The organism is Lactobacillus melliventris, assembly GCF_013346935.1.
Taxonomy (GTDB): Bacteria; Bacillota; Bacilli; order Lactobacillales; family Lactobacillaceae; genus Lactobacillus.
This window is the reverse complement of sequence record NZ_JAAEEB010000003.1, coordinates 242,077-266,908: the sequence shown is the minus strand read 5'-3', so window position 1 is coordinate 266,908 and position 24,832 is coordinate 242,077. Positions and strand designations below refer to the sequence as shown.

Genomic DNA, 24,832 nt, shown 5'->3' with positions numbered 1-24,832 from the left:
TCTTTCCTATTTTTGATTGTAGCCAGTAAACGAAACCTGGCCATTCTCAAATTCTCCTAAGAAAACATCACTAGGGTCATTATAGCCGGCTTGTTTGAGCTGCTCTTTTAACCAATTTTCATCCTTATTAATAGATTCAAGCACATCTTGGTTGATTTGACCATCATTAATTAAAGGAAAACGGACATTTTTCTCATCTTTTTTAATAACCGTTAGTTGACCGTTCTTTTCAAAGATGCAGTTTTTCACCTGATCAACAGAATAAATACCCTGACTGCGTAATTTGAACATTAATTCATTAGCTGACAGCCCAGCAGACAAGCAATTACGTGGTAAAACCTGACCGTTTTTAACTATTTGAATTGGTTTGCCATCAATCAGGCCGCGAATAAAGTTGCTGTGCTCCCGCGCAAATTTCAAGATAAAGACCACCAGAGTCCAAACGATCAAAACGAGCAGAAATTGCAAGACGGAAATGTTGGCATTGTAAATAACGCCACCGATAATACCACCTAAAACATAGTTTTGCAGTTGATCCAAAGCGGTCGTGGGAGCGATGTTGCTTTTGCCAAACACATTTATTTGAAAAATTAAAGTTAACACACCTAAAACGAATTTAATAAAAAGCTGCGTATAATTCATTATTATTTCCCTCCTAATTCTTTATGTCGACCGTGTGGTTAATCACATGAGCCTGCTTTAAAGAATATGAATTGTTGTCATCATTTAATTCCAGCTGATAGTCAATATCTTTTGAGTCAACTCTGACGATTAAACCGTTTTGCAATGTAGTAGAACTGACCATCACATCTGAAACCGGTACATTGTGATCTTTAGCAACTGATTTTATAAATGGTGCAATTTGCTCAGACTGAGATTTTACTACGTTCGTTTGCACGTATTTTTCGTATTGTGTGCCCATAAATAAAAGTAAAAATAAGAGTGCAATGATCCCCAAATCACGGTAGCGGGTATCGAATCTGTGCCTGAGATACAAAACTGTGAACGCGATCATTGTTAAAGCCGCAACTGCAATCAGGATGTAGAGAATGGTTTTACTAGTATTTTGATTTTGCTCAATATATTTAAGTGTGTAAAAAGTCATAACATAATTACCTCTATCAAAAATAATTTATTCTAGTTTTCATAAGTTAATAGCAATAGCAAAATCACATATTAACTAAATTAAATATTATCAAATATAGCTAAAATTGTTCGCTTCCTCCCTACCAGCTTACCTTAACTGTGTTTATAAGCCTACATATTATTAGTATAACAAAAAAGTAGTTAGAACCTGTCTAACTACTACTTATAAATATTTAATTTAAACTTAGTTTTGGGATGCACCTGTGGCCGTGTCCGGCTCAATTTCCTTCTTGACCTCTTCTTCTGCAGCGGCCGCTTCGGCTTTAGTTGAAGCTCCAGTTTGAGCATCAGGATCAGAATTACGCCTGTACGTAGCTCCAGTCGTAGCATCCGGATCGACCACCAACTTTTGTCCGGTTGTTTCACAGAAATATTTTACTAGTGGATATAGGTCCTGTACCCATTCATAAATACCGGCATAGTTACCTTCATCATCTTCAACACGCTTGTAATAATGTAAAACAAGTTGCTTAAGGTTTCCCGTTGGTACAGGCATATAAACAGCGTCGTGTCCGCCTTCTTTGGTTCGCAAAGCATGAACAACTTTTTTAGCTTCGGGAATGACATCGCGAACATCAGGATGAACTTCTCCCATGGTATTTCCTACTTGTGCGGGAACTCTCTTAGCCTTCATCTTGGCGTTAGGATCAACCGGACGGTTATACCATAAGAATTGGTTATTATCATCTACAAAAGTTAGTTCGCCAATTGTGTTACGCAACATCCAGTTAATTTGATTGACTGTTAATAATCCACTGTCAAGCTTAACATAATCGTCTCCTGTGGCAGCTTGGGTCTTTTCTGCTGCTTTATCAAGCCAATCTGGATCTTCTTTTTTAAGCCCCTCTACTGTATAACGGCTTTTGCCTGTAGCATCAAAGTCTTCTTTCAAATATTCATCAGAGTTCATATCTTTTAACCATTTGGGTTCAGCCATTTTTCATTCTCCTTTATCATTATTTACAATAGTAAACCAATTGTATCACGGAAGCGCTTATTTTTAGGTATCTTTTTAAATTATCCTTTATCTGAGATTTATTTTTCTTTCTATCATAATGAGCTAAAATAGATAGTAATAGATAAAGTTTAAAGGAGAGAATTATGCAAACTGGGACAAAGATTATTACATTAGATAATGGATATCATTTGTGGACGAACACTCAAGGCCACGGAAATATCCATTTATTGGCTTTACACGGTGGCCCCGGAGGCAATCATGAATACTGGGAGGACACTGCTGAACAACTGAAAAAACAGGGGTTGGACGTACAAGTAACTATGTATGATCAATTGGGTTCCCTTTATTCTGATCAACCTGATTATTCTGACCCTGCTATTGCTAAAAAATATTTGACCTATGAGTATTTCCTAGATGAAGTTGATGAGGTACGGCAAAAGCTAGGTTTAGACAATTTTTACCTCATCGGTCAAAGCTGGGGTGGCCTTCTAGTCCAAGAATACGCCGTCAAATACGGTCAACATTTAAAAGGCGCAATTATTTCTTCAATGGTTGATGATATTGATGACTACGTTAAAGCCGTTAATCGCCGGCGCCAAGAGGTTTTGCCCCAAACCGAAATTGACTTTATGCATGAATGCGAAAAGAATAATGATTACGACAATGAACGCTATCAAGAAGACGTTAATATTCTAAACATTAACTTCGTTGATCGTAAACAACCGTCTAAGCTATACCATCTAAAAGATATTGGCGGTACTGCCGTTTACCAGGCATTTCAAGGTGACAATGAATTTGTAATTACCGGAAAACTAAAAGACTGGCATTTTAGGGATCAACTTAAAAACATTAAGGTGCCGACACTGCTAACCTTTGGTGAAAATGAAACAATGCCGATTGCCACCGCCAAAATTATGCAAAAAGAGATTCCTAATTCTCGCCTAGTAACAACTCCTGATGGCGGTCACCACCACATGGTTGATAATCCTGCTGTTTATTACAAACATTTAGCTGACTTTATTCGTCAAGTGGAGGAAAACACCTTTAAAGGAGAATAACAACATCTTCCCAAGTCAAATACCAACGCAAAGAAAACAAGCAAATGGTTGCTTGTTTTTTACATGCAACAATAAAGATTTAAATTACATTAATTTTTAAAAATCATGTTTTGAAAATTTTAGCGATTCATTTCACTATGCTTATAATTAAAATAAAATAACAATGTAAAGAAAAAATATGTTTTTAAATAACAATACCATTGTCTAATCCACTTATTATATTATTATTAATAAGTGGATTAGGGAAAGTAATTAGACCAAAAAATAATAACTAAATTTTTATTTTAATTAAGCTAAAAGCTTTAACCATGGGCTTTTATAATAAAGGTATACGTATTGCTTTATAAATATATTATTTTTAACAAACATATAAAAATAATATTTTAAGTATAGACCAATTCATGTTATTATAAACTTATAGTTATTGATAGTATCAAAAAAATAACTGGAGGATAATAAAATGAAATTATTGATAGCCATCATACTAATTATAGGTGGTTGTTCATACATTCTTGATTTAATCTGGACGCTGTGTCTGACATTTAGCAGTCGTGTTCGACAGGATAGGTATGGCGAGCGCTGCCGCGATTTTGATACTATGTTTTTGTTAATCCCTGCGATGAATGAATTTCAAACTCTAAGCAAAAATATACCAAAATTATTAGATGTACAAAAACAATGTGACGATTTTATCAAACTTAAGCTAGTATTTATTGATGATGATTCAAGCGATGGGACCACTACTCTACTGCAAAAGTATGCCTACCATCCTGATGTCATGGTTGTACATCGCACTAAACCTAATGCGCAACAAGGAAAGGGGCCAGCACTAGAATATACAGTCAAGCGCATTGCTAAGATGAACTACCCCGAAGACAAAACAATTATTGGTGTTATCGATGCTGACAGTATTCCAGGAAAAAAGTACTTAAAGGAAGTTGTATATGCCTTTAATCATTCCCACTATGATTTAGTGCAAACACGTGTGAATATTTACAATTTGCAACAAAATATTGCGGTGATGCAAAATTTTGAATTCACTGTTTATAATTCTCTTTTACAAATGGCAAGAACTAGCTGGGGCTCATCTTTAGCTTCAGGTAATGGCCAATTTATGACTTTAAAAATGACTAATGACGTTGGTTGGTCATCATCACTACTCGAAGATTGCGAATTTTCAATAAAAGGTCTATTTAAAGGCTATCGTGGTACTTTTATAAATAAAGTAAGTATTGCACAAGAAGGCGTTACTGGATATAAGAAGTTAGTTCGCCAGCGCACACGTTGGTGCCAGGGCGGATTTCAATGCTTGAACAAATATGGCAAGCAGATAATTAAATCATCTGCCATTCCATCAATGTTTAAAGTCTTTGTAATAGCGTTTTTGACTATTCCCGCAATTTCCCTTTTAGTTACGCCAGCCGCAGGAATTTCACTAATAATATTACTAATTTATATGAAAACTAACGTCTGGGCTAGTTTAGCAGTTATTGGCGGTTTGCTTTTCATTGAAGTCTTGACAAATTTTTTGTTAATTATAAAACAATGGCGACAAGCCAGGCTTGACTTCCCATTAAGATTCTCTTATTTGGTCAGAATCATTATCATGTTTGATGTCTATAGATGGTCTCTGGCAATAGTACCGTATAAAGCTATAATACGGGCTATGTCTGGAGATGAATCATGGTCAAAAACTGCTCATGATTAATATTTATCCTAGTGACCTATACCAACTGTGAAAGGTTAAATTCTCTTTATGGATATGATTAGCTCAAAAGAACTGCTTTACAGTTTCTTATTAAGTTTTACTCATTACGTTTCTTTTTAGGCGCAAGCAGATAAGCGCTAAGCGCTGTGACTGTCAAGAGTGCGACTGCAGAAATCCCTACGCCATATCTTGAGCCTATTTTCTTAGCAATAAGCCCTCCTAAAAGATAGCCTAAAGAATTTACTCCGATTAATACTGTTTTATAGATACTTGTAACTCGACCAAGATATTTTTGCTCAACTTGCTGTTGCCTATTCGTGATTATACTAATATTGATGATGGATTCAATAATTGCAATAACTGCAATAGCTAAAACTAATACCAATACGTTCTTAGACAAGGCAAAAACAGCACGAAAAAGAGCGCCTGTAAAAATTAACAGTGTAAACAACAAATTAAAACCAACTCGTTTATTTAACCAATTAACAATCAAAGTACCGATTAAGGCACTAATAGCTGCAATTGCGGAAACAATTCCGATATTTCCAGAGGAAAGGCCTATTTGCGTGCGTAATATTATGAGACTATCGTTATCAAAATTTGCTGAAGCAATATTAACCAGTGCGGCCAGTATTAATGGATATAAAACAGAGTGAAGACTAAGAGTATAATTCAAGCCCTCTTTTATATCCATTTTTACTGTTTTAAGTGCTGGCTTCAGGTCTGCTAGTCCAGTAAAGGAAGTGTTCTGGGAGCGCAGATTTATCATTTTTTCCAGTAAAAGACTAATTAAATAGAAAACGGCACAAATAAGAATTAAAATACTGTGCGAAACAAATTGATATAAGACGCCGCCTACGATAGGCAGTGCGAAATTAGCTGCATATTGTATGCCATAAACCAGACTGTTTAGTTCAGAGAAATCTTTCTTTTCAACCAAAAAAGAAACAAAGGTAATTTCTGACACTGTATTAAGTGTATTGGTGACGCTGACAACGAGTGAAACTGCATAGATAATAAAAATCGTGCAATCTATTGTTAAATGCAATGCAATCGCGGTAGCAAAAACTAGATAACTGATAAGTCGGATTAAATCACTGAAAATTAGAATTTTTTTGACATCGAATTTATCTGTGAGTGCGCCTGCAGGAAGACCAAGAACCAAAAAAGGCAGTGTTTGAATTATAGAAATTATTGACAAATGAATTCCATTTTTAGTGATATCAAGTACCATCAATGGTAACACAAAGGCCATTAACGCACTGCCGAAGTTATCAGTAATTACTGATAGAAGATATAGTCTGTTGTTTCTACTTTTTAGTATGTTTTTCATATGAATAAGCTTACCTTTTTAATGGGAGTTTAGTTTATATCTGCATAGTGGAAGTCACATATAAGGAAATAAAATATACCTGTCTATTTTGTCGCTATTATCATGTGTGATTAATTAGCAGATTTATTATCTGTTACTATTTATCTTTGCATTATCAATATGATTTCTTATAGAATTTCAAGTATCAAAAAGATTTAAAAATGGATATACTAAAGATACTTTAAAAAGGCGCCTTTTTACAAGTTAAATATTTGTTTAACAGATAACCCTTATTAATGTACAGCTTGTTGATAATCATAGATTTGATTTATGTGAGCCAAATGCATGATTGTACGATTTAAATGGTTAACGTAGGCTATTTGAGCTACCAAATCCTTTTTGGAATAGGGTGGCTCTTTTAATTTGTAGTAATAGTCAACTAGATGATTGTTAATCTTGCCTTGATTTGACACAGAGTAGAAAAATATATAAATTTCATTCTAGTTCAAATAATAAAGACTAGGTTTACTGACAATAAGTTTCTGTCATCTTTATAAAATAGTCTATGAGAAAATGCTTGTTACTTTATCCATTTTTATATAGTTGCATTCATAGTGGTAGTAAATACTTGGGCTGTCATTGATCTATCAATCATCTAAAACAAGCTATTGCCTGGATTAAGAAACACCTTAGTTCTAATCATCATTGATCTAACAATCATCTAAAACCCGTCGTCGTTTCCTTCATTGAGAAGGCACGTTCTAATCATCATTGATCTAACAATCATCTAAAACTTACCTCTTCAAAGTGTTTGAACTTCGTGTGTTCTAATCATAATTGATCTAACAATCATCTAAAACAAGTTGAAATCTATGATACTCCTGATAGTCGTTCTAATCATCATTGATCTAACAATCATCTAAAACAGCATGTTTGCTTTAAGGTCATTATCATCTGTTCTAATCATCATTGATCTAACAATCATCTAAAACAAAATAGAAGCCAAATATGGCACACTGGCAGTTCTAATCATCATTGATCTAACAATCATCTAAAACCACCAATCGCAAAGCCTGCTGTAGTAGCCAGTTCTAATCATCATTGATCTAACAATCATCTAAAACTAGGTGGATAGTCTGTGTGCCTGCTCTACTTTTCTAATCATCATTGATCTAACAATCATCTAAAACTATATGCTGGGTAAGGTGTCAAGCTAATTTGTTCTAATCATCATTGATCTAACAATCATCTAAAACAGAGGGAAAGCAAAATAAAGATCAATATTAGTTCTAATCATCATTGATCTAACAATCATCTAAAACCACTGCTCTACTTCTTAGCTGATCTAACAGGTTCTAATCATCATTGATCTAACAATCATCTAAAACATTCTTTTGGGCAAGCTTGCCTACGTAGTTGTTCTAATCATCATTGATCTAACAATCATCTAAAACACTATTGTTATTACTTAGTGGGAGGTTTTGGTTCTAATCATCATTGATCTAACAATCATCTAAAACGCAAAATTTTCCCAAAATTGTATAAATTTAGTTCTAATCATCATTGATCTAACAATCATCTAAAACAAGATTGGAACCTGTATTCTTAGCCTAATAGTTCTAATCATCATTGATCTAACAATCATCTAAAACCCCAATATTCATGCACCCAATGATACTTGGGTTCTAATCATCATTGATCTAACAATCATCTAAAACAATCTGATTTTAATATTGTTGTTAATACCAATCGATTAGATCCTTATCAATAAAATAAAAAGGTACGTCTTTAGGTATTGTTAAATTTTCTTTTGTCGTGAATTCAATTACAACCAAAATCAAATTCATTTCTTTGACAAGACTAGCTAACTCTTGCCATTCCTGTTTTTCCAAGTAATGAGCTACATTACAAACAACAGGAATAGTTTTTAAATCACATGTTTGGTGAATTTTTAAAACTGTTTCTATTATACCATACGGACTGAGCAACATTGATTTATCCAAATGTATCTCCGTTAATTTAAGTAGCTTTTTTAAATCTTCATCAAAATTAATTGCTAAAGGTAAGTCTTCAAGTAAAAGTGAATCCTGTAAAATTGACTCTAAACTATAAAATGATTTAATCATTTTGTTGCGATTTTCTTCATCTAAGTCTTTCAGATAATTGTTCACAATATGAGGCATATACTTTTTAGTGATATCGCCACCAAGTAATGGATCGTCAATGAAATCAAATGTTTTACCAATATCAAAAGGATTGTAATCATCCTCTGAACAAAGCAACATTTTATTCTTTCCTTGGAAGCCTTGAATTATATCACAGTATGCAATTGGGCTCTGTAAGCCAATGATTTTTATACCTGGATCCTTGAAGACCCATTTTTTGTGAGTTACATAAGTTAAAATCATAAGATAATCGTCCTATCTGAAGTATTACGCACATCGTCAATTGGTTTGCCAAGTAAAAAATGCATGTCATTATATTGCTTTTCCGTAACCATTAATGACTGGACTAGGCCTCCACGAGGCAAGAACTTTTTGATACGATTTTCTAAAAACTTAGCCGTTTGTCTTGTAACACAGACTCGCACATATACTGAAAATTGCACCATTAAAAAGCCTTCATTAATCAACTTTTTATGAAATTGGCGATATTCTTTTCGTTCTTGGGCTGTTTCCGTCGGCAAATCAAACATTATCATTAAGCGCATTATTCGGTACCTCATTTGTCAAACTCATCTCCATTTCTGGTAATTTTTTACTTTCACCACTAAGAAACTTTAAACATTCTCGTACATAGACTGTAATGGCATTGGTTAAAAGTGTCTTTTTACCGTTAAACTTTATTTCCAAGCTTAAAAGTTCAACTAAGCCATACTTAATATCTGGTGTCAGCTCTTTAATTTTTTCATGAGCCTTAACCCAATAGTCAACAAACGGTCGAAATGGTTCCATTAAATCTGAAGCCAAATTAAATTGGTTTTCTTGTGAGCAGTGATGAATACCAAAATAAGTCAAATAGCCATTCAGTGCAATTTCTCTATTAAAGCTTGATAGCAAAATAGCATAACCATAATCAAGTGTTGCATTAATGGCATTGGTATCACGTCTAACAAAGTTTTTATCGAATAAAAGCATAAAATATTTACGAGCCGCAATTGCTTCGCGATTGCTTTCATCATTAATTTCCAGTTGGTCCAGTTCACTTTGAACTTCATCTTTATTCAAATGATAATTAGCTAAAACTGCAATCTGATTTTTGATCTTTTAACTGACTATCTTTGTCCACAACACTTCTTTTAAATGTTCATCCCAATTAAACTGCTTTTTTAACTTAGCCATATTTCTGGCTCCCGGATAATAAACAGCCGTTTCAACTACCGGATTGTCCTTTTCATCAACAAATATAACTTTGGTTTGATTTTGCGCCAATTTACTAATGAGTGCGCTGGTAATCACTGCCTGTGTAGTTGAAACAAGCAACAGATTAATATCCTCAATTGGAATTTGGTTAATGCCATCACGAGTTTGGACAATCATCATTTGCATTGAATACGTTAATTTCGCATGCTGCGTGATGATTACTGATCTCCATCCCATATTTCCTCCTTGTATTTTTATAAATAAATGTTATACTATAATTGTTGGTTAGCTACCAACGATCTAATCATTATTGATCTAACAACCAGATTTAAAATCAAACAATGTATCTTTAAGATACTAAGTTTCAACGCGGTTATTACCGTCCTGCCTCAGCTCTATAGCGGAGGTTTTTTTATGCACAAAAATAGGGAATCGGATTATTGCGCTTCCCTATTTTAGTTTATAAATCGGCTATCCTAACCCGTTTTTCAAAAAGTCCTGTTGGCGACTGGAAAATTAATACTGCATTGGGTGACAAAGTTATACCAGAAGACGATTGCATTTTACCAAATGGAGTTTTAATTCCCAAGTTCTTCAAATCTGGATTAACCATATTATCATGTAACCCATCTAATACTTTACTTAAAACAATTTTTTTATCCTTAACAGTCAAATCAATAAATTTAGTTCTACCATTATGAAGGCTTGCTCTAAACTTATTGGCATCAAACAATGGCAAATATTGATCGACTTTTTGTAATATCTCATCATAAGCATTTATAAGAAGTTGTTTTTCATCTTTATAATCCTCTTTTTTTAGATTATCAGTCACTACTTTCATAGTTTTATGAGAAAGTGTTAATTGCTTAGCATTGGCAAAATAACGCGCAGAGTACAACATAAATTTTTTATCGCCGTCCAAGACGACTTGCTTAAAGTGAACATGGTCTTTTACTATTCTGAACCCTTTAACTCCCCGCTTAGGTTTACCATTTTTATCAAACATAATCTGGGGTTCTAGCACTTTGTGGAGTTCTTCCTTATAGTTGCCTTGCTTTTTAGCCTGTTTTAAACCTGCAAGAGCGCGCATTGGAATCCCAATAACCTTATAGATAGATTCTTTTGCTTTCTCAATCTTGACAATTACCATATATGCATCAGTGTTGCCGCTATAGCCACCATAAATTTTGGTATCGAGCCGATTACCTTTAGGAATTAGCTTTCTAGTTTTCTTACGATCACGCTCCCCGCGAGGATAAACAGTCATGTTAAACATACTACTATCTTCAGTCGTAGTTTCTCTCGAGACTAGCATGTATTTATAATTATATGCTTTACGTAATTTGTCAAAAATGTCTGGATGCTTGTAAAAGACTATCCGATGGCTAACATTTTCCCTAATTTCTTCTAGGGCTTTACGCTTAGAATTATCTTTTTGCAGTAAAGGCCACAAGAAATTTTGTAACTTTAGATTTTTAAGAATATCTTTTTCCAAATTTTTGTCTTGACTAAATTTTTTAAACTGACCATATACAAAATATGGCCGAAGTTTAGGATACACCTGATACAAAAAATTCCCACAAACTATAGTTAAGTAGGCATCAATAGCATGATGATAATCATTAACTTCACGACTCTTATATAAATCTAAACGCTGACGCAAAGCAGAGTTGTCACCAGCCTTAACTGTAATAATTTCTGCATCTGGATATTTATTTTGTAAAATAACTGATACTAACTTAATAATTTGACTTGTTTCTACCAGCTGCCTATTAATAAAACCTGACTTCTGATATTTATCTAGTTTATTCGGATTAAGCAATAAATTATTTAATTTGAATTTACTTATAATACCTACTCTTTGCCACTTCTTCCACATTTCGCTAACTGTCATTTTCAAGTCTGAAACATAGTTGTTAGCAAAGCGCTTATACGGCACATCATCTGCTTTTTTCGCATTTAAAACTTTAGCCGTTAAAACCCGATTATCAAAAGAATCGTCCTTAATAAATGGTCTTGGCAAAATATGATCAATATCATAAACCTTTATAATTTCATCAAAATTAATTTTTTGTCCTGTATAAGCATCCCTTCCAGCCTGCATAAAATATAAAAAGTATTTGTCCTTTAGCAATTTACGGCTAGTCATCGCATCTTTTAAGCTATCAATTAGATTCTGGTCTACCAATTCACTAGCAGTTTCTTCATATGTTTTAAGCAGCTTAGTACCGCGAATATGTAGTATCTCTGATTTTTTTTGTGGTTTTCTTGTAAATTCAATTGCAAATTGCGCTGGAGCTTTACCAGCAGCTTTAACGATATCATCAACAACCTTAATTACCTGTCTAATCGCCTTTTTATTAGCAGGAGAAGTATAGGCATCTGCCAAAATTGCTTCAACACCATTTTCCTGTGTAACGTCCTGGTTTTCCTTAGCAATTGCTTCTTTAAAATCAGGCTCAGTCACAATTTGCATAAAGTTCTTTTGGCTATCCCATAGTTGCTCCATAATGTTTTGGCCATTAGTATCATGCAATTCCACCAGCAACTTACGCGATAATCTGCCCCAGCCTTGCAAGCGCCACGTTGATATTGCTTTAAATTGCTTAGGGGTTAGCCACTTAAATTCGTCCCTTAATTTTTCTTGAAAAATTTTCGTGTCTTCGAATATAGACGAATATTCAATTATTTTTTCAAAATCTTTTTGATATTGTGGGTCTACTAATTCTTTATCAAACACATGTAGTTTTTTTAGATAATAATAGCTTGACAGACTTGAATTAAATTTGGTATTTAATTCCTTGTCTTTCAAACCCTCAATTAGAACATGTTCTATATTTTGCTCTTCCTTTAGATAGTTAATTAAATCTCTTCTAGAAACTGATTTTTTTGTTTTAAATAGTTTGTTATAAATATCCTTTTTTATTTCTGGATCTAAGTGTCTTTTATTTACTTTAATATTATTAAGTTCATCTAATACTTCGTACCTTTGATAAAGCAAACTATTAGCAGGCAAAACATCTTCACCTAAAAGATAAGTATCCTTAATTGTCATGCGCTTAATAAACCTGTTGGCGGATTTTTGCCGGTCCACTTTTTGCTCAAAATTCCAGGGTGTGATCTGGCCTTGCTCTTTTCTGACCATCCATGCAAAACTCTTACCGGAAGTTTTTTCCTGTTCATCTGCTGTAATCATTGGGCCTACATAATAAGGCACTCTGAATCTAACCAGTTCATCTAACTTGTATGGTGCTTGTTTACGGTGATCTTCTACTGGATTTTCTGCAGCTAAGAATGGATAATATTTACTTTGATTAGCAATAATCTTGTCCAGTTCGATTTGATGCAGCTGAAACGGAATTACACCATTACTATTCGTCCTCTGTTTAGGCATGAAGTTATCTGCAGCTATTTCTTGCGCAATCTTGTGAGCTAGCTCTGAGTCATCTAGGTTATCTTTAACAGTTTTATAAAAATCTTCTTTGGTTAAAGTGCCATCCTGCTTAAATTCAGTCTTAGCTTCCAACAAATGACCATGACGATTATTAACGTATAGATCATAGGCTAAAAGTAACTTTTTAGCTATACTGCGATCCTGCAAAGTGTCGATATACGCTTTTAACAATTTGTAATCTTGATGATGTTTATTATATTTTTCTACCATAGATTGTGATAAGCTCTTGTTTTCATCAACAATGGTACTTAATGTAATCGCGCTAAACAATTTTTGAATTTCAGCGACAATAGTCTGATCATTTTCATCAAGATCCGGCAGTAAGGCATCCAGCTTATCATCGGCATCCGCATCCGAAAGTTTAAATTCCCATTGCGCCTTGTCGCTTTTATCGATTTCTTTGCCTAAGATAGTTTCAAATTGAGTTTTGTAACCCATGATGGCGTTAGCAATCTGCTTGGCCACATTTTTCTCTTCCCTAGCAGTTGAATCTGTTAATAACTTGGCAATTTTTTTGACCTTGTCCATCTTATAAACGGTTTTGTCTTTATCTTTGCCGCGAATAACAGCTTCAATATCCGCAGAGTTTGCCACATTTAATTCAATAGGACTTTGATCTTCAACTATTTTTTCCGCAAAAGCATTGTTGATTTTCGATAAAATAGGACCTACTTCAATTTTAGAAGCTTCAAAGTCTTTAACAGGAGTGTCTTGCAAAAAATTACCGCGATACTTAACGATGTGGTGGATGGCTAAAAATATTTCACGCAAATCAAATTGACGATCTTCCCTCATTAGTGCGTCGCGCAAATGATAGATCGTCGGATATTTTTGATAAAATTCATGATCTTCCTTAGCTGTCGGAAAGACAATAGCGTGGTATTTTTTCCTATTCTTATCTAGTGGTGACACCCAAGATTGATGCAGGCGCACAAAAAATCCCGGATCCACTTCAGCCATCGGCTCCGCAAAAATCTCTTCCAAAAGTCTTAAGCGCCACTTTCTGCGCTTAAGGCGTCTTCTGGTGGTTCTAAAACCGCGACGATCAGCAGCAGAATGTCCTTCTTCAAATAAATGTGAGCCAATTGCTGTTTTTCCTCTGAGCTTTAATAAATTATTTTTCTTATCAGTCACGGCCCAGCCGCAAGAATTGGTCCCGATATCGAGACCCAGAATATAGTCATCTATTCTTTTCTTCATATTCTTTCTCCTTACATCATTTATTACTATAAGAATACCCCTTATAACCATAGAATTCACTACAATTTTTAAAATAATATAAAAATGTTGACTATTTTGACCATAATTTTTAATAAATAAATCAAAAATAGTCCCAGAAGATATATAACTCCTGGGACTTATTTCATTATTTATTGGCTTTTTCTTTAATTGTTGCAGCAGAAGCCTGTAATTTCTTTTCCTCTTCATCAGTCAGTGTCAATTCAACAGTTTGAATAATACCGTCGCGACCAACAATTGCAGGATAAGATAAGTAAGTACCATATTTTTCCTGATAATTTGAAACTGGCATTTCAGTATGAGCATCGCTTTGAATAGTTTCTACCAAACGAGTCACAGCTGCTGAAATTCCATAGTTAGTATATTGCTTACCCTTGTATACAGTTTGACCACCAAACTTAATCTCGTCATTTAAGTCTTCAAGCTTTAAGTGCTTTGCTTTAGCTACTTCAGTAATTGGTTTTTCCAAAACCTTGACTGTAGACCAAGCAGTAAATTGTGAATTACCATGTTCACCCAAGTTAAAGCCTTCCACTGAACGAGGATCGACATTCATGCGCTCACCAACAGCACGCTTCATGCGGGCTGTGTCTAACAGAGTACCTGTGCCAATGACGTGTTTACGCGGTAAACCAGTTAATTCCTGATACATATTAGTAATTGCATCTACTGGATTGGTAATAGCAAGCAAAATACCGTTGAAGCCACTCTTCTTAATTGCCTCCGCAATAGCTCCAATCCGCTCACGGTTATAGTTCAATTCGGCAAACCGTTCACCGCCTGCTTCCAACTCAATATTTCCAAAAGCACTAATTACAATATCTGCATCTTTGAGGGCCGAATAATCATTGATAGTAATAGTAGTGTGGTGCTTCAAATTTGCCATGGCATCTTGAAAATCAAGCTGATCTGCTCTAACCTTTGCTTCATTAACATCAATCATAACAAGATCATCAACCAATCCCGTTAATATCAGCTGTTGCGCTACCGTACTGCCAACGTGACCGTCTCCGATAATTCCAATCTTATTACTCATAATTTTTCCCTCCTATTGTTTTTAAAAATATTAAAAAATTATGTAAGATCTATTATATACAAAATTATGATAAAAATAAAATATTTTTTAAAAAAATATTAGTTTTTAGTTATCATTGCTAAATGTAAATTAAAACCCACACTTTTTTAAAATTATAGGTAAAGAAAGCGTATACTAAAGAAAGGAGGTACATTATGAGACAAATTAAAATTGGTAATACTAATTTCACCGGTTCGGCCATTGCACTGGGAATTATGCGCATGAACAAACTGAGCGTTGATGAAGCTGTTAAAACGTTGGAAACTGCTCACGAAGCAGAAATTAATTATATTGATTCAGCTGATATTTACGGTCATGGTAAATCCGAAGAAGTATTCGGAGCTGCTTTTCAAAAGTCAGCGTTAACTCGAGATGATTTTTATATTCAATCTAAAACGGGTATTTATGAAAATCCTAAATTGGACTACAAGACAACCAGGTATGATTTTTCTAAAAAGTATTTGATTAACGCCGTAGATGGTATTCTTTCCCGGATGAAAATTGACTATTTAGACAGCTTGCTACTCCACAGACCAGATGCTTTAATGGATCCGGCTGAAGTTGGCGCTGCCTTTGATGAATTACAAAGAGACGGCAAAGTGCGCCATTTTGGAGTTTCAAACTTTAATCCGATGCAAGTTGACTTACTGCAAAGTGGAGTCAGTCAAAGATTGTTGATTAATCAATTGCAATTAAGTGTGATGCACACAGGACCAATTGATTTTAATATTCACACCAACATGACGGATGCACGTAGCATTGACCACGACCGGGGCGTTTTAGACTACTCACGTTTACACAACATGACTGTTCAGGCATGGTCACCTTTCCAGTATGGTCAAATTGAGGGCAACTTTATTGGCAATCCTAAGTTTCCAGAAGTCAACAAGGCTTTACAAAAAGTAGCTGACCAAAAAGGCGTTTCTAAAAATGCAGTTGCGGCTGCCTGGATTTTAAGACACCCGGCAAATACACAGGTTATTATTGGGACTATGACGCCAGCCCATATTATTGACAGTGCTAAAGGAGCAGATATCTCCCTTACTGCTCAAGAGTGGTATGACATTTACCTGGCTGCAGGGAATGATTTACCGTAAAAGTAATTTATAAATTTTAAAAATCCTGACGTAAATAAAGTGCTCCATAATAGTTAGACATTAATCTGGCTATTAGGAGCACTTTTTCATCACTAAATATTCGACCGCTTTGAAAATTAAAATTGCTTGCAAAATTTAATCTGTTGGCTTGGCTTTTCTGCTGTAGCTATTCGGTATATTGAGCTTTTTACGATATTTGGCAATTACGCGCCGACTTAAAGTCACATCATGTTTGGCAAATATTTCTACCAGTTGCTGATCACTTAAAGGAGCACGGGCATCTTCTTTTTTTATAATCTGTTGCAGGTCATATTCTATACGCGCTTGAGACAAATCGGTCGTCACTTCCCGTGGAAAAAGCATTTTCAAACTAAAAATCTTGTTCTGACACTGAATATATTTGTCTTTAATCGCCCTGCTGATAGTACTTGGTGCTAGACCCAAAGCTTGAGCAGTTTCTTTTAAACCAAGTGGCTTTAATTCACGTCTTTGCATTGTGGTTAAAAAGTTACGTTGAAATTTACCAACGTACTTACCCAGCCGCATGATGGTTTTCTGCCGTTCTGCAATCGCATTTTTCAGTTCGAGATAGTGTTGCTTTTGCTCAGAAAAATATTTATTTTCATCTGACTGCTCTTTTAACTCATGATAAGCTTTTTCGTCAAAAACCATCTCTGGTATTTGCGTTTGATAACTTTCAACTGTTAGGCGTCCGTCCGTCACCCGATAAATTAAATCCGGAAATAAATACTGTGTATTATTTTCAACAACATAATCACTAGCTGGAGTAGGATCCAGTGTTTGGATGCTGGCAAGGGCATCATTTAATTCGGATATTGAAAACTTAGAGTTAGGCCATTGTTTGGGATCAGCCAGCATTTCCAGCTGATTATCAAGTAAAATTTCAAGAGCTACAGGATTAAAATCTGCTTTTTGCTTTACTTGTTGCAACAGGCATTCAGTTAGATCCGCGGCACCGATACCACAGGGATCAAGACTTTGCAGTAAATCCTTTGCCCTTGTCAACTTCTCCAGTGAAAACTCTGTTTGTTCGGCAATTTTAGCTAAGTCTACCCTTAAATAGCCATCTTTATCAAGCAGATAAATTAAAACTTTAACCGCACTTTTTTCCCAATTGTGCCAGCCGCTTAAATTAACCTGCATTAATAAATGATCGATTAGATTCTCACCTTCGGGCGCCCGCAACCATTCCAAATTTTGCATTTCACCTTTGGGTTCACGCAAAGACACAAACGGGTTGCTTAGGCTCAACTCCTTCATGGCATTAATTAAGTCATAGGTACTGTATGAGAGGACAGTTAGATTTTGCTTTAATTTAGGCGACAAGAAAAGCCGTGTTACTAACTGCTCTTTCGGCTTTAATACCATTTTTTGCAATCGTGTCATCGGCTTTTCTCTCCCTTTTTATTAAGAAGTAATTACTATTTAATTATACTACACCTATCAGTCCTAAAAAAATCGACAATACAAATATTCCTAACATAACCCAATTAATGTTTACCCTCTTACGTAAAAGGTAAAAACAACCTACGGTTACTAAAAGAGGTATTAGACCTTTAAATAACTGGTCAAGATATCCTTGAAGCAAGATCGGTTTTCCTTTACCAATACTTAAAGCCAAAGTTGTCTTAAACTTGACATTCATAGCTGTCATACAGCCCATCATTAATAAACCTAAAGTACTAGCGGCCTTAGTTAATATTCTCATTCCTCCGCTTTCATATACACGCTGAATAAAGGTTGATCCTAAATTATAGCCTACATATGTAAAGTAAAAGGATAAGAAAACGGCTGGAATATTATAAATCAGTAGGAACAAAATCGGCCCCATAATTGATCCCTGCATTGATAAGCCAATGCCAATACTAGCAGCAATAACTCTCAGAATTCCCTGAAAGAATGTGTCACCAATTCCAGACAATGGGCCCATAAGAGAAGTTTTGACAGCCGTAATTGATTGGTCGTCAAAATCTTCACCACGTTTGCTCTTTTCCTTTTCCATTGATGCGACTATTCCTAAAATCAAATTTTCAGCATGTGGAGTACAATTAAACCATTGAACATGTCTGGTTAATGCTGCCTCTTTATCTTTAACATTATGATAAAAGCGATTTATGGCAGGCATCATACAAAAAGTAAAACCACTAGCGTGAAATTTTGATGGCCCCATACGATCAGCGTGCATCGCAAATGAACGAAGTGTCATCGAATTTAACATCCTTTTCTCTTCTTTAGACAGGTTTTTGGTTATTTTCATGCGAAAAAGTCCTCCTCTTCTTGTTGTTTTTTGCTCAAATTACTAGTTACATTAGCTTCTGTTGTACCCTTTCTCATTTTTAAGTTCATGATATCCTTGTCGCGAAACGCCATTACCACTACAATCGCAATACCAATGCAAGCAATTGCAACAGCTGGTAAGTTCAAATAAATAGTTAAAACAAAGCCCAATAAGTAAAATACTGCCAACTTACTATCCCAAAGGATTTTCATTAAAGTTGCAAACCCAACAGCTGGCAGCAAACCACCTGCTGCATTAAGACCAGCCATCAGATTTTGTGGGATAAACTTTACTAGGGCACTAATAGCAGAAGACCCAGCTATTACACCTAAAAAGGCAATAACTGCATAAATACCATAATAGATAAACCAAGACAAAAAGTGGATTGTAATTATTCCTTTTTGATTATTTTTAGCTGCAAACTTATCAAGAATAGGTGCAAAGACAATCATGACACCATTTTTTAATGCTAATAAAACAAAGGCTGCCAATACACCTATTGGAATGGTTAGAGTCACCGCTGCTTTTTGACTAATATTAGTTGATACCGCAAAAGTTACGGCTAAGACGGTTGCAATTGCTGGTTCTGAAGAGATTACCCCACCAACATTTAGTGCACCCATAAAAACTGCTTCGAGTGTAGCTCCGATTGTTAAGCCCGCCTTTAGATCTCCTAAAAATAATCCAGTGACGGCACCGATAACAATTGGTCTATCAATGTAACTATTGCCGGTTAAATAACTTCCTGCATAGCAAATAAACATGACCAGCATAGCAATTAATGCTACTTTCATATTATTTTCCCCTTTCAACAAAAATTTTATGCTTTACCCTTAATTAATTGAGGTATTGAAACTTTTTCCGAGGTAGGTAATCCTTGTGAAAAAACGTCGACGTCAGGCAACTTATCTAATTCCTTTAATTTAGTAATCTCTTCAGGATTCAATGCTATGGCAGAATTAAACCGAACAATCTTCGATTTATCAGTTTGATCAAATCTACCCGCATTTGCCACATTAACTTGTTCAACCTGGGAAACATTTTTAGCAATTTCATAAGCATCTTTAACACAGTTTGTAATAACAAATATTCTCATATTTTTGCCCCTAGGATCGGTCAAAATATTAATTGAATCCTTGATACTGCGAATCAATAGCTTTTTACCACTAGGAATAGCCATTTTCATTGTCATTTGTGCTACTTCATTTTTTGCCGCGCCATCATTTGCCACTAAAATTGCAGATGCATTTAATTCTTTAGTCCAGACCAAAGCTACTTGACCATGAATTAGGCGGTCATCAACTCTTACTTGTACTATCATATTTTATTTTCCTCCGTAACTATCTCAACCAAATCTGTCATTTTATCAATACAATAAGTAGGGTGATACTGTTGAACTTGCTTATAACTTTTTTGTGACCAATTTACAAAGGCACTTTTGACTTTTGCATTATTTGCTGAAGCTATGTCTTGCCAATTATCACCGACCATTAAAGTCAACTTAAAATTTGCTTTTACCTTTTTCATTGCCAGCAAAATTGGTTCTCCATCTGGCTTTTTTCTTTTACATTCATCCCCACCTATAACGACATCAAACGTAGAATCCAAATCAAATAACTCAATACCGTGTTTAACCATAGATTTTCTTTTCATTGATACTACCCCTAAATGACAACCTTGCCGTTTTAGACTAAATAAAACTTGCCTAACTTCCGGAAAAAGACGTACATTTTGATCATGACGCTCATCACTATATGTGTTATAAGCTTTTAGTATTTTATCTTCTAATCCCGGGTATAATTTTTGATAAACATCTCGCAAATTCTGTCCATTAAAAGGTTTGACATCATTTTCAGTGAAAATCCGGTTGCCAAATTTATTTAGTGCATAAATGTTTGACTCATTAATCAATTCGTTACTGTCAAGTAACGTACCGTCCCAATCAAATAAAATTGTATTAATCATGATTTTAGCTACTCAAAGAAATTTTCTTCAGAATTATCATTTGGGATAACAGTAACAAGCTTAACTTGGCTTGCCGTAATAAGTTTTTTTAAGCGCTCTTTAGAGATTTTTTCTGTCTCCAATAAGACTGACAAAACAATAGGAAGATTCATTCCGGTAATAATCTGAACATTTTTAAAGGACTTTTCTACCACTTTAGAAACAACTTTTTGATTAACACTTCCCCCATAGATATCCGTAAAAATATAATATTGTTGATTTTCTTTTACACCTTTTAAAAATTTTTCAACCTCAACTGTAAAATCAGCGTCATCTAAATATGCATCTATTGTCTCAATTTGGTCCTCCTTACCAGTTAGAATCTTGATAGAACTTTTTATGCCACTTGCTAATTTACCGTGTGATGCTAATAAAATTCTTTTCATTTTATTCCTCCTCTATCTAATGATCAGCAAATAACATGCCAAGCAAACCTTTAAATTACTGCCTTTATAGCCCTCCAAGTGTTTAAAAACTGTTTAAAACATAAAAGCCCGTTAAACACTATTAGATTTTTTCAAGACAAAATACCAAACTTAAAAGTAATCAGCTTTTACAGTTTGGTATTTGTTAAATGAATTGATTGAATAATTCATATAAGGTTGTCATTTCTGACAGTGTAATCTTTATGTTGTACTTAATCTCGAGAGGTTGAAAAATACTATTCGTAACCTGGATAAATTTTTCTTCTTTTTCTGATGTAACTCTATTTTTTGAAAATGATGGGTGTTGCAGCATCAAGCGCTCAATCATTAAAGCGATATGCATATATAAATTCAGCTTAAACTTACCATCAAAGGAAACTTTATAAAATAATTCATATTTATTAATTATTGTTTCAACTTCACCTAAAATCACATCAGGATTTAAGAAACTTAATCTTTCAGATATTCCTTCTTTAGAGAAGAAACGAATTATTTGATTAGTAAAATTTTTGATCTGTTCATGGGTAAAATAAGGGAGCAACCATTGTGTCATTTTCTTTTCCCCACTAGCATCTAAAAGATCATATAAATTCATATACTTAAATTTCACTGGATAAGTGATATCAATTGTTGTTAGTACTAAAATTGTTCGGTCAAAATAGGCCCAATCTTTCTCAATAATTTTTTCTTTTAAAGAATTATAAGCAATTGGTATTAATTTAATATTTGTCGGCATATAGGGCTGTATTATTTCAGTGATTTTTTCAGCAATACCTAAACCAGATACACAGGATATTAAAATATTTGGTAATTGAGAAAATCCTTCATAATATTTCGCTTCTATTGTATAGTCCTTATCAGCTTTTTCAGCAATTTCTTTAAAAGGAGTATTTTGTTTAACTTTAATTGCTACATCAAGGGCAGTCAACGTAGTTAAATTATTTATTACTAGCAGATCACCTTGTAAATGTGAACTGATTTTGGTATAAAGTTGTTCAAGAGACCCCATATCTATCATTAAAATAAAGCCTTCAACCGTGTTAAATTGATCAATTAACTTATTTGCTTCCTCTATAATTGAGCCAACATCAGCTTCGATTGGCATATCAATTGCATCAAAAATATAGTCTTCACAAAGAGAATTAACAACTGCTTGAATACTTGTAGCAGTGCTCTCGCCATGAGCCACAATTAAAGTTCTCAATTTAATATCTTCATTTACAAACTGGCTTAACAGAATTGTAAATACAATAATTAAACTTATTTGACTATCTTTATCAAGTATTGGTAATTTGTAATAAAAAGTCGTTGCTACATGCAATGAACGAGGTAATTTTCGTGAGAATATATTTTTTAAGTTATTAATAGTGCTAGCGGGGATTTTAAAATGCGCTTGATAAAGCTTGAACATGATCGGTTCTAAATCCTGGGCATTATTTAAGCCAAACTGCTTTTGAATAGTCTTTAAAAAGATCATTTTATGCTGTAGGTGCAATCCGGAATTAGCTCGTTTAATATCAGCAGTGATACTTACTTTTAATATATCTGACTGACAAATATGTAGATTTTTATCTGTAAAATTATGAGATAAATGATTTATTGATTTTTGCAAATAATAATTTTGCTGTTGTAATCTTTCGGCTTTTTTATAATTAATCTTCTTTTCCGGATCAACTTCAATATCGCCAAAGCCCTTAAATGCAGGTAATTTAGTTAACAAGAGATTAGCAATTGTAACTTTTATTTCATTAGTATTATTGCTTTCATCATAAGCTGATGCACATGCAAGTTGAATAGCATTTTTTATATAACCAATATTTCCTGAATGATTGATCTGTAAAAGAGCAGAAACAACTTTTTCATCAACCCTAATTTTTTTATTAATTTTCTTTGCCTCTTGATAAAACAGAAGATTTAACAATTGTAATCGTTCATCAATTGGCCGTTCAATATAATTTGGCAAATTAATTTTTACAGGAATTCTGCGAAGAAACGTTGTTAGCAAAACATCTTGTGGATCTTCCGTAGTAGCCATTATTATTCGAACTGATGCTTTAATAGTATGAACATTATCTCCCACCCTGTAAAAAGTACCACTATCAATAAAATTAAAAAGTTTTTCTTGACTCTTACTACTTAAACGATGAACCTCATCTAAAAACAAAATTCCACCATCAGCCTTTTCTAGCAAACCTTCCTTTTTCTCATCAGCTCCGGTAAACGCGCCTTTTACGTAGCCGAATAAAGTACTAGAAATTAATTCAGGGTTATCAGCATAATTGGCACAGTTAAAAACGACAAAAGGTGCTGTTACACTAATTACATTTTTACTTTTAGCAAACTGATAGATCTTTTTAGCCAAAAAACTTTTCCCCACTCCTGAATGTCCGGTGATTAGAATATTTAAGCCATTAGGTGGGTAAATGACTGCAGATCTTGCTCTATTGATAATACTTTTCATAGAGCCGTTTTCGCCAATGAAGTCAGCAAATATTTTTGAATTAGTTATCGCTCCGGTAGCTTTCCATAGTGCTGGCTTTTTGCTCAATTTGATTACCTTATGTTCATTTAATAGTATGTTTAAATAATGACTGACTACCGATCTTGATAAACTTAAACTTTTGGCTAATTGTTGAGTTGTTATAGCCTTATTATTAACACATTCTCTAACCAATCTGTTATAAACTCGATTTTTTGCAATTTCCATTTTTGCCTTCCTGAAATTACATCTTATTAACGAAAAAACCTGATCAAAATGATCAGGCTTACACAAAAATCTTGAATAATAGTTGCATTCAACGCAAAAGTATTATATTGTCAAAGTGGTCAAACTTTGTAAGAAGGGTACTATTTATTTAGTCGCCCTTTTTATTTTGCGCAGTTTTTTTATTATAGAGGGCTTTACCAGCTTTAACATCTTCCCATGTCCCAATTTTGGTTCCTTCTGAGTAATAACCGTCTAGCACACCTATTTGTTGGAAAACAGTCTGCTTATAAGCAACTTTAGCATTATATTCGGTAATATCAACATCCGCTAAAGACTTATGCAGAGCAGTCAATGGATCCATGTCCTTACCACCGGAGGTAAATAAAGTACCGTGAGAATTTAAAATGAACCCATTTCTTAAAGCCTTAGCACCTAATTTCTTTATTTCAGCGGAGACATATTCTGCCAGTTCTTCAGTGCACATTGGATGCCAATTTAAAGTGCGAATTTCTTTTAACTTCTGAGTTGCTTCGGTTACATTTGGCATATTTAAGCCACTCGTACCCCAAAACATACATTGATCAGCATGTGAGTGAAAAACACACTTAATTTCAGGATTAGCATCATATATTGCTTCATGCATATTAATTTCTCTGGTAACCTTACCGGTGCCAGAAATCACTTTACGTGTATGAGGTTCAATGACAAGAATTTGATCTGCATTCAAGTAACCCATATAAGCTTCTGACATCATTGTTGGTGTCATCACATAAAAGAATTTTCCAGTTTCATCTTGAACCTTAATACTGATATTGCCACCAACAATGTTAGTGTCTCTGCGTTCCATTACTTCACGGACAACTTTTGCTAAATCATTTCGCTCGTATTCAAAAGGAATTCTTCCTGCAGGATATTTCATAAATTATTTTTCCTCCTCATTTTATTTTTAGTTGACATACTTTTTTTGGTAAAAAGGGTATCACTTCCC

The 24,832-nt window shown here is 34.3% G+C and carries 19 protein-coding genes, 1 pseudogene and 1 CRISPR repeat array; of the genes and pseudogenes, 3 read left to right on the top strand and 17 right to left on the bottom strand.

Annotated features, from left to right (window positions below; all coding sequences use genetic code 11):
* Positions 1-6: 6 nt before the first annotated feature.
* The 3 genes from GYV61_RS04260 to GYV61_RS04250 all read right to left on the bottom strand — a co-directional run bounded on the left by GYV61_RS04260 (position 7) and on the right by GYV61_RS04250 (position 2,083).
* Positions 7-642 carry a YetF domain-containing protein gene (locus tag GYV61_RS04260; protein WP_174794917.1) on the bottom strand — a complete coding sequence of 212 codons (636 nt, stop codon included), beginning with the start codon at positions 640-642 and terminating at the stop codon, positions 7-9.
* Between the two features lie 13 nt (positions 643-655).
* Positions 656-1,105, bottom strand: coding sequence for a DUF3290 domain-containing protein (locus tag GYV61_RS04255; RefSeq protein WP_046324303.1), 450 nt, complete (start codon positions 1,103-1,105; stop codon positions 656-658).
* Between the two features lie 225 nt (positions 1,106-1,330).
* The gene (locus GYV61_RS04250; RefSeq protein ID WP_174794916.1) at positions 1,331-2,083 is read right to left on the bottom strand and encodes a PAS domain-containing protein; all 753 of its coding nucleotides are present in this window, start codon (positions 2,081-2,083) and stop codon (positions 1,331-1,333) included.
* Positions 2,084-2,247: 164 nt separating this feature from the next.
* On the opposite strand from GYV61_RS04250, the gene GYV61_RS04245 reads away from it, so the two are divergent.
* Positions 2,248-3,162 carry a proline-specific peptidase family protein gene (locus GYV61_RS04245; RefSeq protein WP_122025658.1) on the top strand — a complete coding sequence of 305 codons (915 nt, stop codon included), beginning with the start codon at positions 2,248-2,250 and terminating at the stop codon, positions 3,160-3,162.
* Positions 3,163-3,622: 460 nt separating this feature from the next.
* The gene (locus GYV61_RS04240) at positions 3,623-4,870 is read left to right on the top strand and encodes a glycosyltransferase family 2 protein (RefSeq protein WP_174794915.1); all 1,248 of its coding nucleotides are present in this window, start codon (positions 3,623-3,625) and stop codon (positions 4,868-4,870) included.
* Positions 4,871-4,967: 97 nt separating this feature from the next.
* Here GYV61_RS04240 and GYV61_RS04235 read toward each other — a convergent pair whose 3' ends face one another.
* From GYV61_RS04235 to GYV61_RS04210, 6 genes and pseudogenes are all read right to left on the bottom strand, one after another.
* Positions 4,968-6,203, bottom strand: a complete 1,236-nt coding sequence (locus tag GYV61_RS04235) for an MFS transporter (RefSeq protein ID WP_046324300.1) — start codon at positions 6,201-6,203, stop codon at positions 4,968-4,970.
* Positions 6,204-6,874: 671 nt separating this feature from the next.
* A CRISPR array of direct repeats spans positions 6,875-7,900; the repeat unit is 36 nt; unit sequence GTTCTAATCATCATTGATCTAACAATCATCTAAAAC.
* A gap of 21 nt (positions 7,901-7,921) precedes the next feature.
* Complete coding sequence (gene csn2, locus GYV61_RS04230; RefSeq protein WP_174794914.1) at positions 7,922-8,590, bottom strand: type II-A CRISPR-associated protein Csn2; 669 nt, start codon at positions 8,588-8,590, stop codon at positions 7,922-7,924.
* Positions 8,587-8,892, bottom strand: a complete 306-nt coding sequence (cas2, locus tag GYV61_RS04225) for a CRISPR-associated endonuclease Cas2 (RefSeq protein WP_046324298.1) — start codon at positions 8,890-8,892, stop codon at positions 8,587-8,589. The genes csn2 and cas2 overlap by 4 nt, the downstream gene beginning before the upstream one ends.
* Positions 8,870-9,781 (bottom strand): annotated as a pseudogene (cas1, locus tag GYV61_RS04220) (type II CRISPR-associated endonuclease Cas1). Before cas1 ends, cas2 begins: the two are co-directional and overlap by 23 nt.
* 223 nt (positions 9,782-10,004) lie before the next feature.
* On the bottom strand, positions 10,005-14,198 hold the full coding sequence (gene cas9 / locus GYV61_RS04215; RefSeq protein ID WP_174794913.1) for a type II CRISPR RNA-guided endonuclease Cas9: 4,194 nt from the start codon (positions 14,196-14,198) through the stop codon (positions 10,005-10,007).
* Positions 14,199-14,364: 166 nt separating this feature from the next.
* Positions 14,365-15,273 (bottom strand): L-lactate dehydrogenase, encoded by a 909-nt coding sequence (locus GYV61_RS04210; RefSeq protein WP_174794912.1) that lies wholly within the window; start codon positions 15,271-15,273, stop codon positions 14,365-14,367.
* Between the two features lie 194 nt (positions 15,274-15,467).
* Here GYV61_RS04210 and GYV61_RS04205 point away from each other — a divergent pair, with 194 nt between their 5' ends.
* Positions 15,468-16,409 (top strand): aldo/keto reductase, encoded by a 942-nt coding sequence (locus GYV61_RS04205; protein WP_110445600.1) that lies wholly within the window; start codon positions 15,468-15,470, stop codon positions 16,407-16,409.
* 135 nt (positions 16,410-16,544) lie between these two features.
* Here GYV61_RS04205 and rpoN read toward each other — a convergent pair whose 3' ends face one another.
* The 8 genes from rpoN to GYV61_RS04165 all read right to left on the bottom strand — a co-directional run bounded on the left by rpoN (position 16,545) and on the right by GYV61_RS04165 (position 24,763).
* Positions 16,545-17,816, bottom strand: a complete 1,272-nt coding sequence (gene rpoN, locus GYV61_RS04200) for an RNA polymerase factor sigma-54 (RefSeq protein ID WP_110445599.1) — start codon at positions 17,814-17,816, stop codon at positions 16,545-16,547.
* A 43-nt stretch (positions 17,817-17,859) separates the two neighbouring features.
* Positions 17,860-18,687 carry a PTS system mannose/fructose/sorbose family transporter subunit IID gene (locus GYV61_RS04195; RefSeq protein WP_174794911.1) on the bottom strand — a complete coding sequence of 276 codons (828 nt, stop codon included), beginning with the start codon at positions 18,685-18,687 and terminating at the stop codon, positions 17,860-17,862.
* The gene (locus tag GYV61_RS04190; protein WP_174794910.1) at positions 18,684-19,502 is read right to left on the bottom strand and encodes a PTS mannose/fructose/sorbose/N-acetylgalactosamine transporter subunit IIC; all 819 of its coding nucleotides are present in this window, start codon (positions 19,500-19,502) and stop codon (positions 18,684-18,686) included. The genes GYV61_RS04195 and GYV61_RS04190 overlap by 4 nt, the downstream gene beginning before the upstream one ends.
* 26 nt (positions 19,503-19,528) lie before the next feature.
* A complete protein-coding gene (locus GYV61_RS04185) occupies positions 19,529-20,029 on the bottom strand; it encodes a PTS sugar transporter subunit IIB (RefSeq protein ID WP_174794909.1) in 501 nt (166 codons plus the stop codon).
* A complete protein-coding gene (locus tag GYV61_RS04180; RefSeq protein ID WP_174794908.1) occupies positions 20,026-20,673 on the bottom strand; it encodes an HAD-IA family hydrolase in 648 nt (215 codons plus the stop codon). Before GYV61_RS04180 ends, GYV61_RS04185 begins: the two co-directional genes overlap by 4 nt.
* A gap of 8 nt (positions 20,674-20,681) precedes the next feature.
* Positions 20,682-21,098 (bottom strand): PTS sugar transporter subunit IIA, encoded by a 417-nt coding sequence (locus GYV61_RS04175; protein WP_174794907.1) that lies wholly within the window; start codon positions 21,096-21,098, stop codon positions 20,682-20,684.
* 184 nt (positions 21,099-21,282) lie between these two features.
* Entirely contained in the window at positions 21,283-23,844 is a 2,562-nt protein-coding gene (locus GYV61_RS04170) for a sigma 54-interacting transcriptional regulator (protein ID WP_174794906.1), read from the bottom strand.
* 148 nt (positions 23,845-23,992) lie between these two features.
* Positions 23,993-24,763 carry a class II aldolase/adducin family protein gene (locus GYV61_RS04165; RefSeq protein WP_174794905.1) on the bottom strand — a complete coding sequence of 257 codons (771 nt, stop codon included), beginning with the start codon at positions 24,761-24,763 and terminating at the stop codon, positions 23,993-23,995.
* Positions 24,764-24,832 lie beyond the last annotated feature (69 nt).

Coding starts and splice junctions, on each gene's coding strand:
- GYV61_RS04205 (WP_110445600.1), top strand. CDS start 15,468: ATGAGACAAATTAAAATTGGTAATACTAATTTCACCGGTTCGGCCATT.
- rpoN (WP_110445599.1), bottom strand. CDS start 17,816: ATGACACGATTGCAAAAAATGGTATTAAAGCCGAAAGAGCAGTTAGTA.
- GYV61_RS04170 (WP_174794906.1), bottom strand. CDS start 23,844: ATGGAAATTGCAAAAAATCGAGTTTATAACAGATTGGTTAGAGAATGT.
- GYV61_RS04175 (WP_174794907.1), bottom strand. CDS start 21,098: ATGAAAAGAATTTTATTAGCATCACACGGTAAATTAGCAAGTGGCATA.
- GYV61_RS04245 (WP_122025658.1), top strand. CDS start 2,248: ATGCAAACTGGGACAAAGATTATTACATTAGATAATGGATATCATTTG.
- GYV61_RS04255 (WP_046324303.1), bottom strand. CDS start 1,105: ATGACTTTTTACACACTTAAATATATTGAGCAAAATCAAAATACTAGT.
- cas9 (WP_174794913.1), bottom strand. CDS start 14,198: ATGAAGAAAAGAATAGATGACTATATTCTGGGTCTCGATATCGGGACC.
- GYV61_RS04235 (WP_046324300.1), bottom strand. CDS start 6,203: ATGAAAAACATACTAAAAAGTAGAAACAACAGACTATATCTTCTATCA.
- GYV61_RS04240 (WP_174794915.1), top strand. CDS start 3,623: ATGAAATTATTGATAGCCATCATACTAATTATAGGTGGTTGTTCATAC.
- GYV61_RS04250 (WP_174794916.1), bottom strand. CDS start 2,083: ATGGCTGAACCCAAATGGTTAAAAGATATGAACTCTGATGAATATTTG.
- GYV61_RS04195 (WP_174794911.1), bottom strand. CDS start 18,687: ATGAAAATAACCAAAAACCTGTCTAAAGAAGAGAAAAGGATGTTAAAT.
- csn2 (WP_174794914.1), bottom strand. CDS start 8,590: ATGATTTTAACTTATGTAACTCACAAAAAATGGGTCTTCAAGGATCCA.
- GYV61_RS04260 (WP_174794917.1), bottom strand. CDS start 642: ATGAATTATACGCAGCTTTTTATTAAATTCGTTTTAGGTGTGTTAACT.
- GYV61_RS04190 (WP_174794910.1), bottom strand. CDS start 19,502: ATGAAAGTAGCATTAATTGCTATGCTGGTCATGTTTATTTGCTATGCA.
- cas2 (WP_046324298.1), bottom strand. CDS start 8,892: ATGCGCTTAATGATAATGTTTGATTTGCCGACGGAAACAGCCCAAGAA.
- GYV61_RS04185 (WP_174794909.1), bottom strand. CDS start 20,029: ATGATAGTACAAGTAAGAGTTGATGACCGCCTAATTCATGGTCAAGTA.
- GYV61_RS04165 (WP_174794905.1), bottom strand. CDS start 24,763: ATGAAATATCCTGCAGGAAGAATTCCTTTTGAATACGAGCGAAATGAT.
- GYV61_RS04180 (WP_174794908.1), bottom strand. CDS start 20,673: ATGATTAATACAATTTTATTTGATTGGGACGGTACGTTACTTGACAGT.
- GYV61_RS04210 (WP_174794912.1), bottom strand. CDS start 15,273: ATGAGTAATAAGATTGGAATTATCGGAGACGGTCACGTTGGCAGTACG.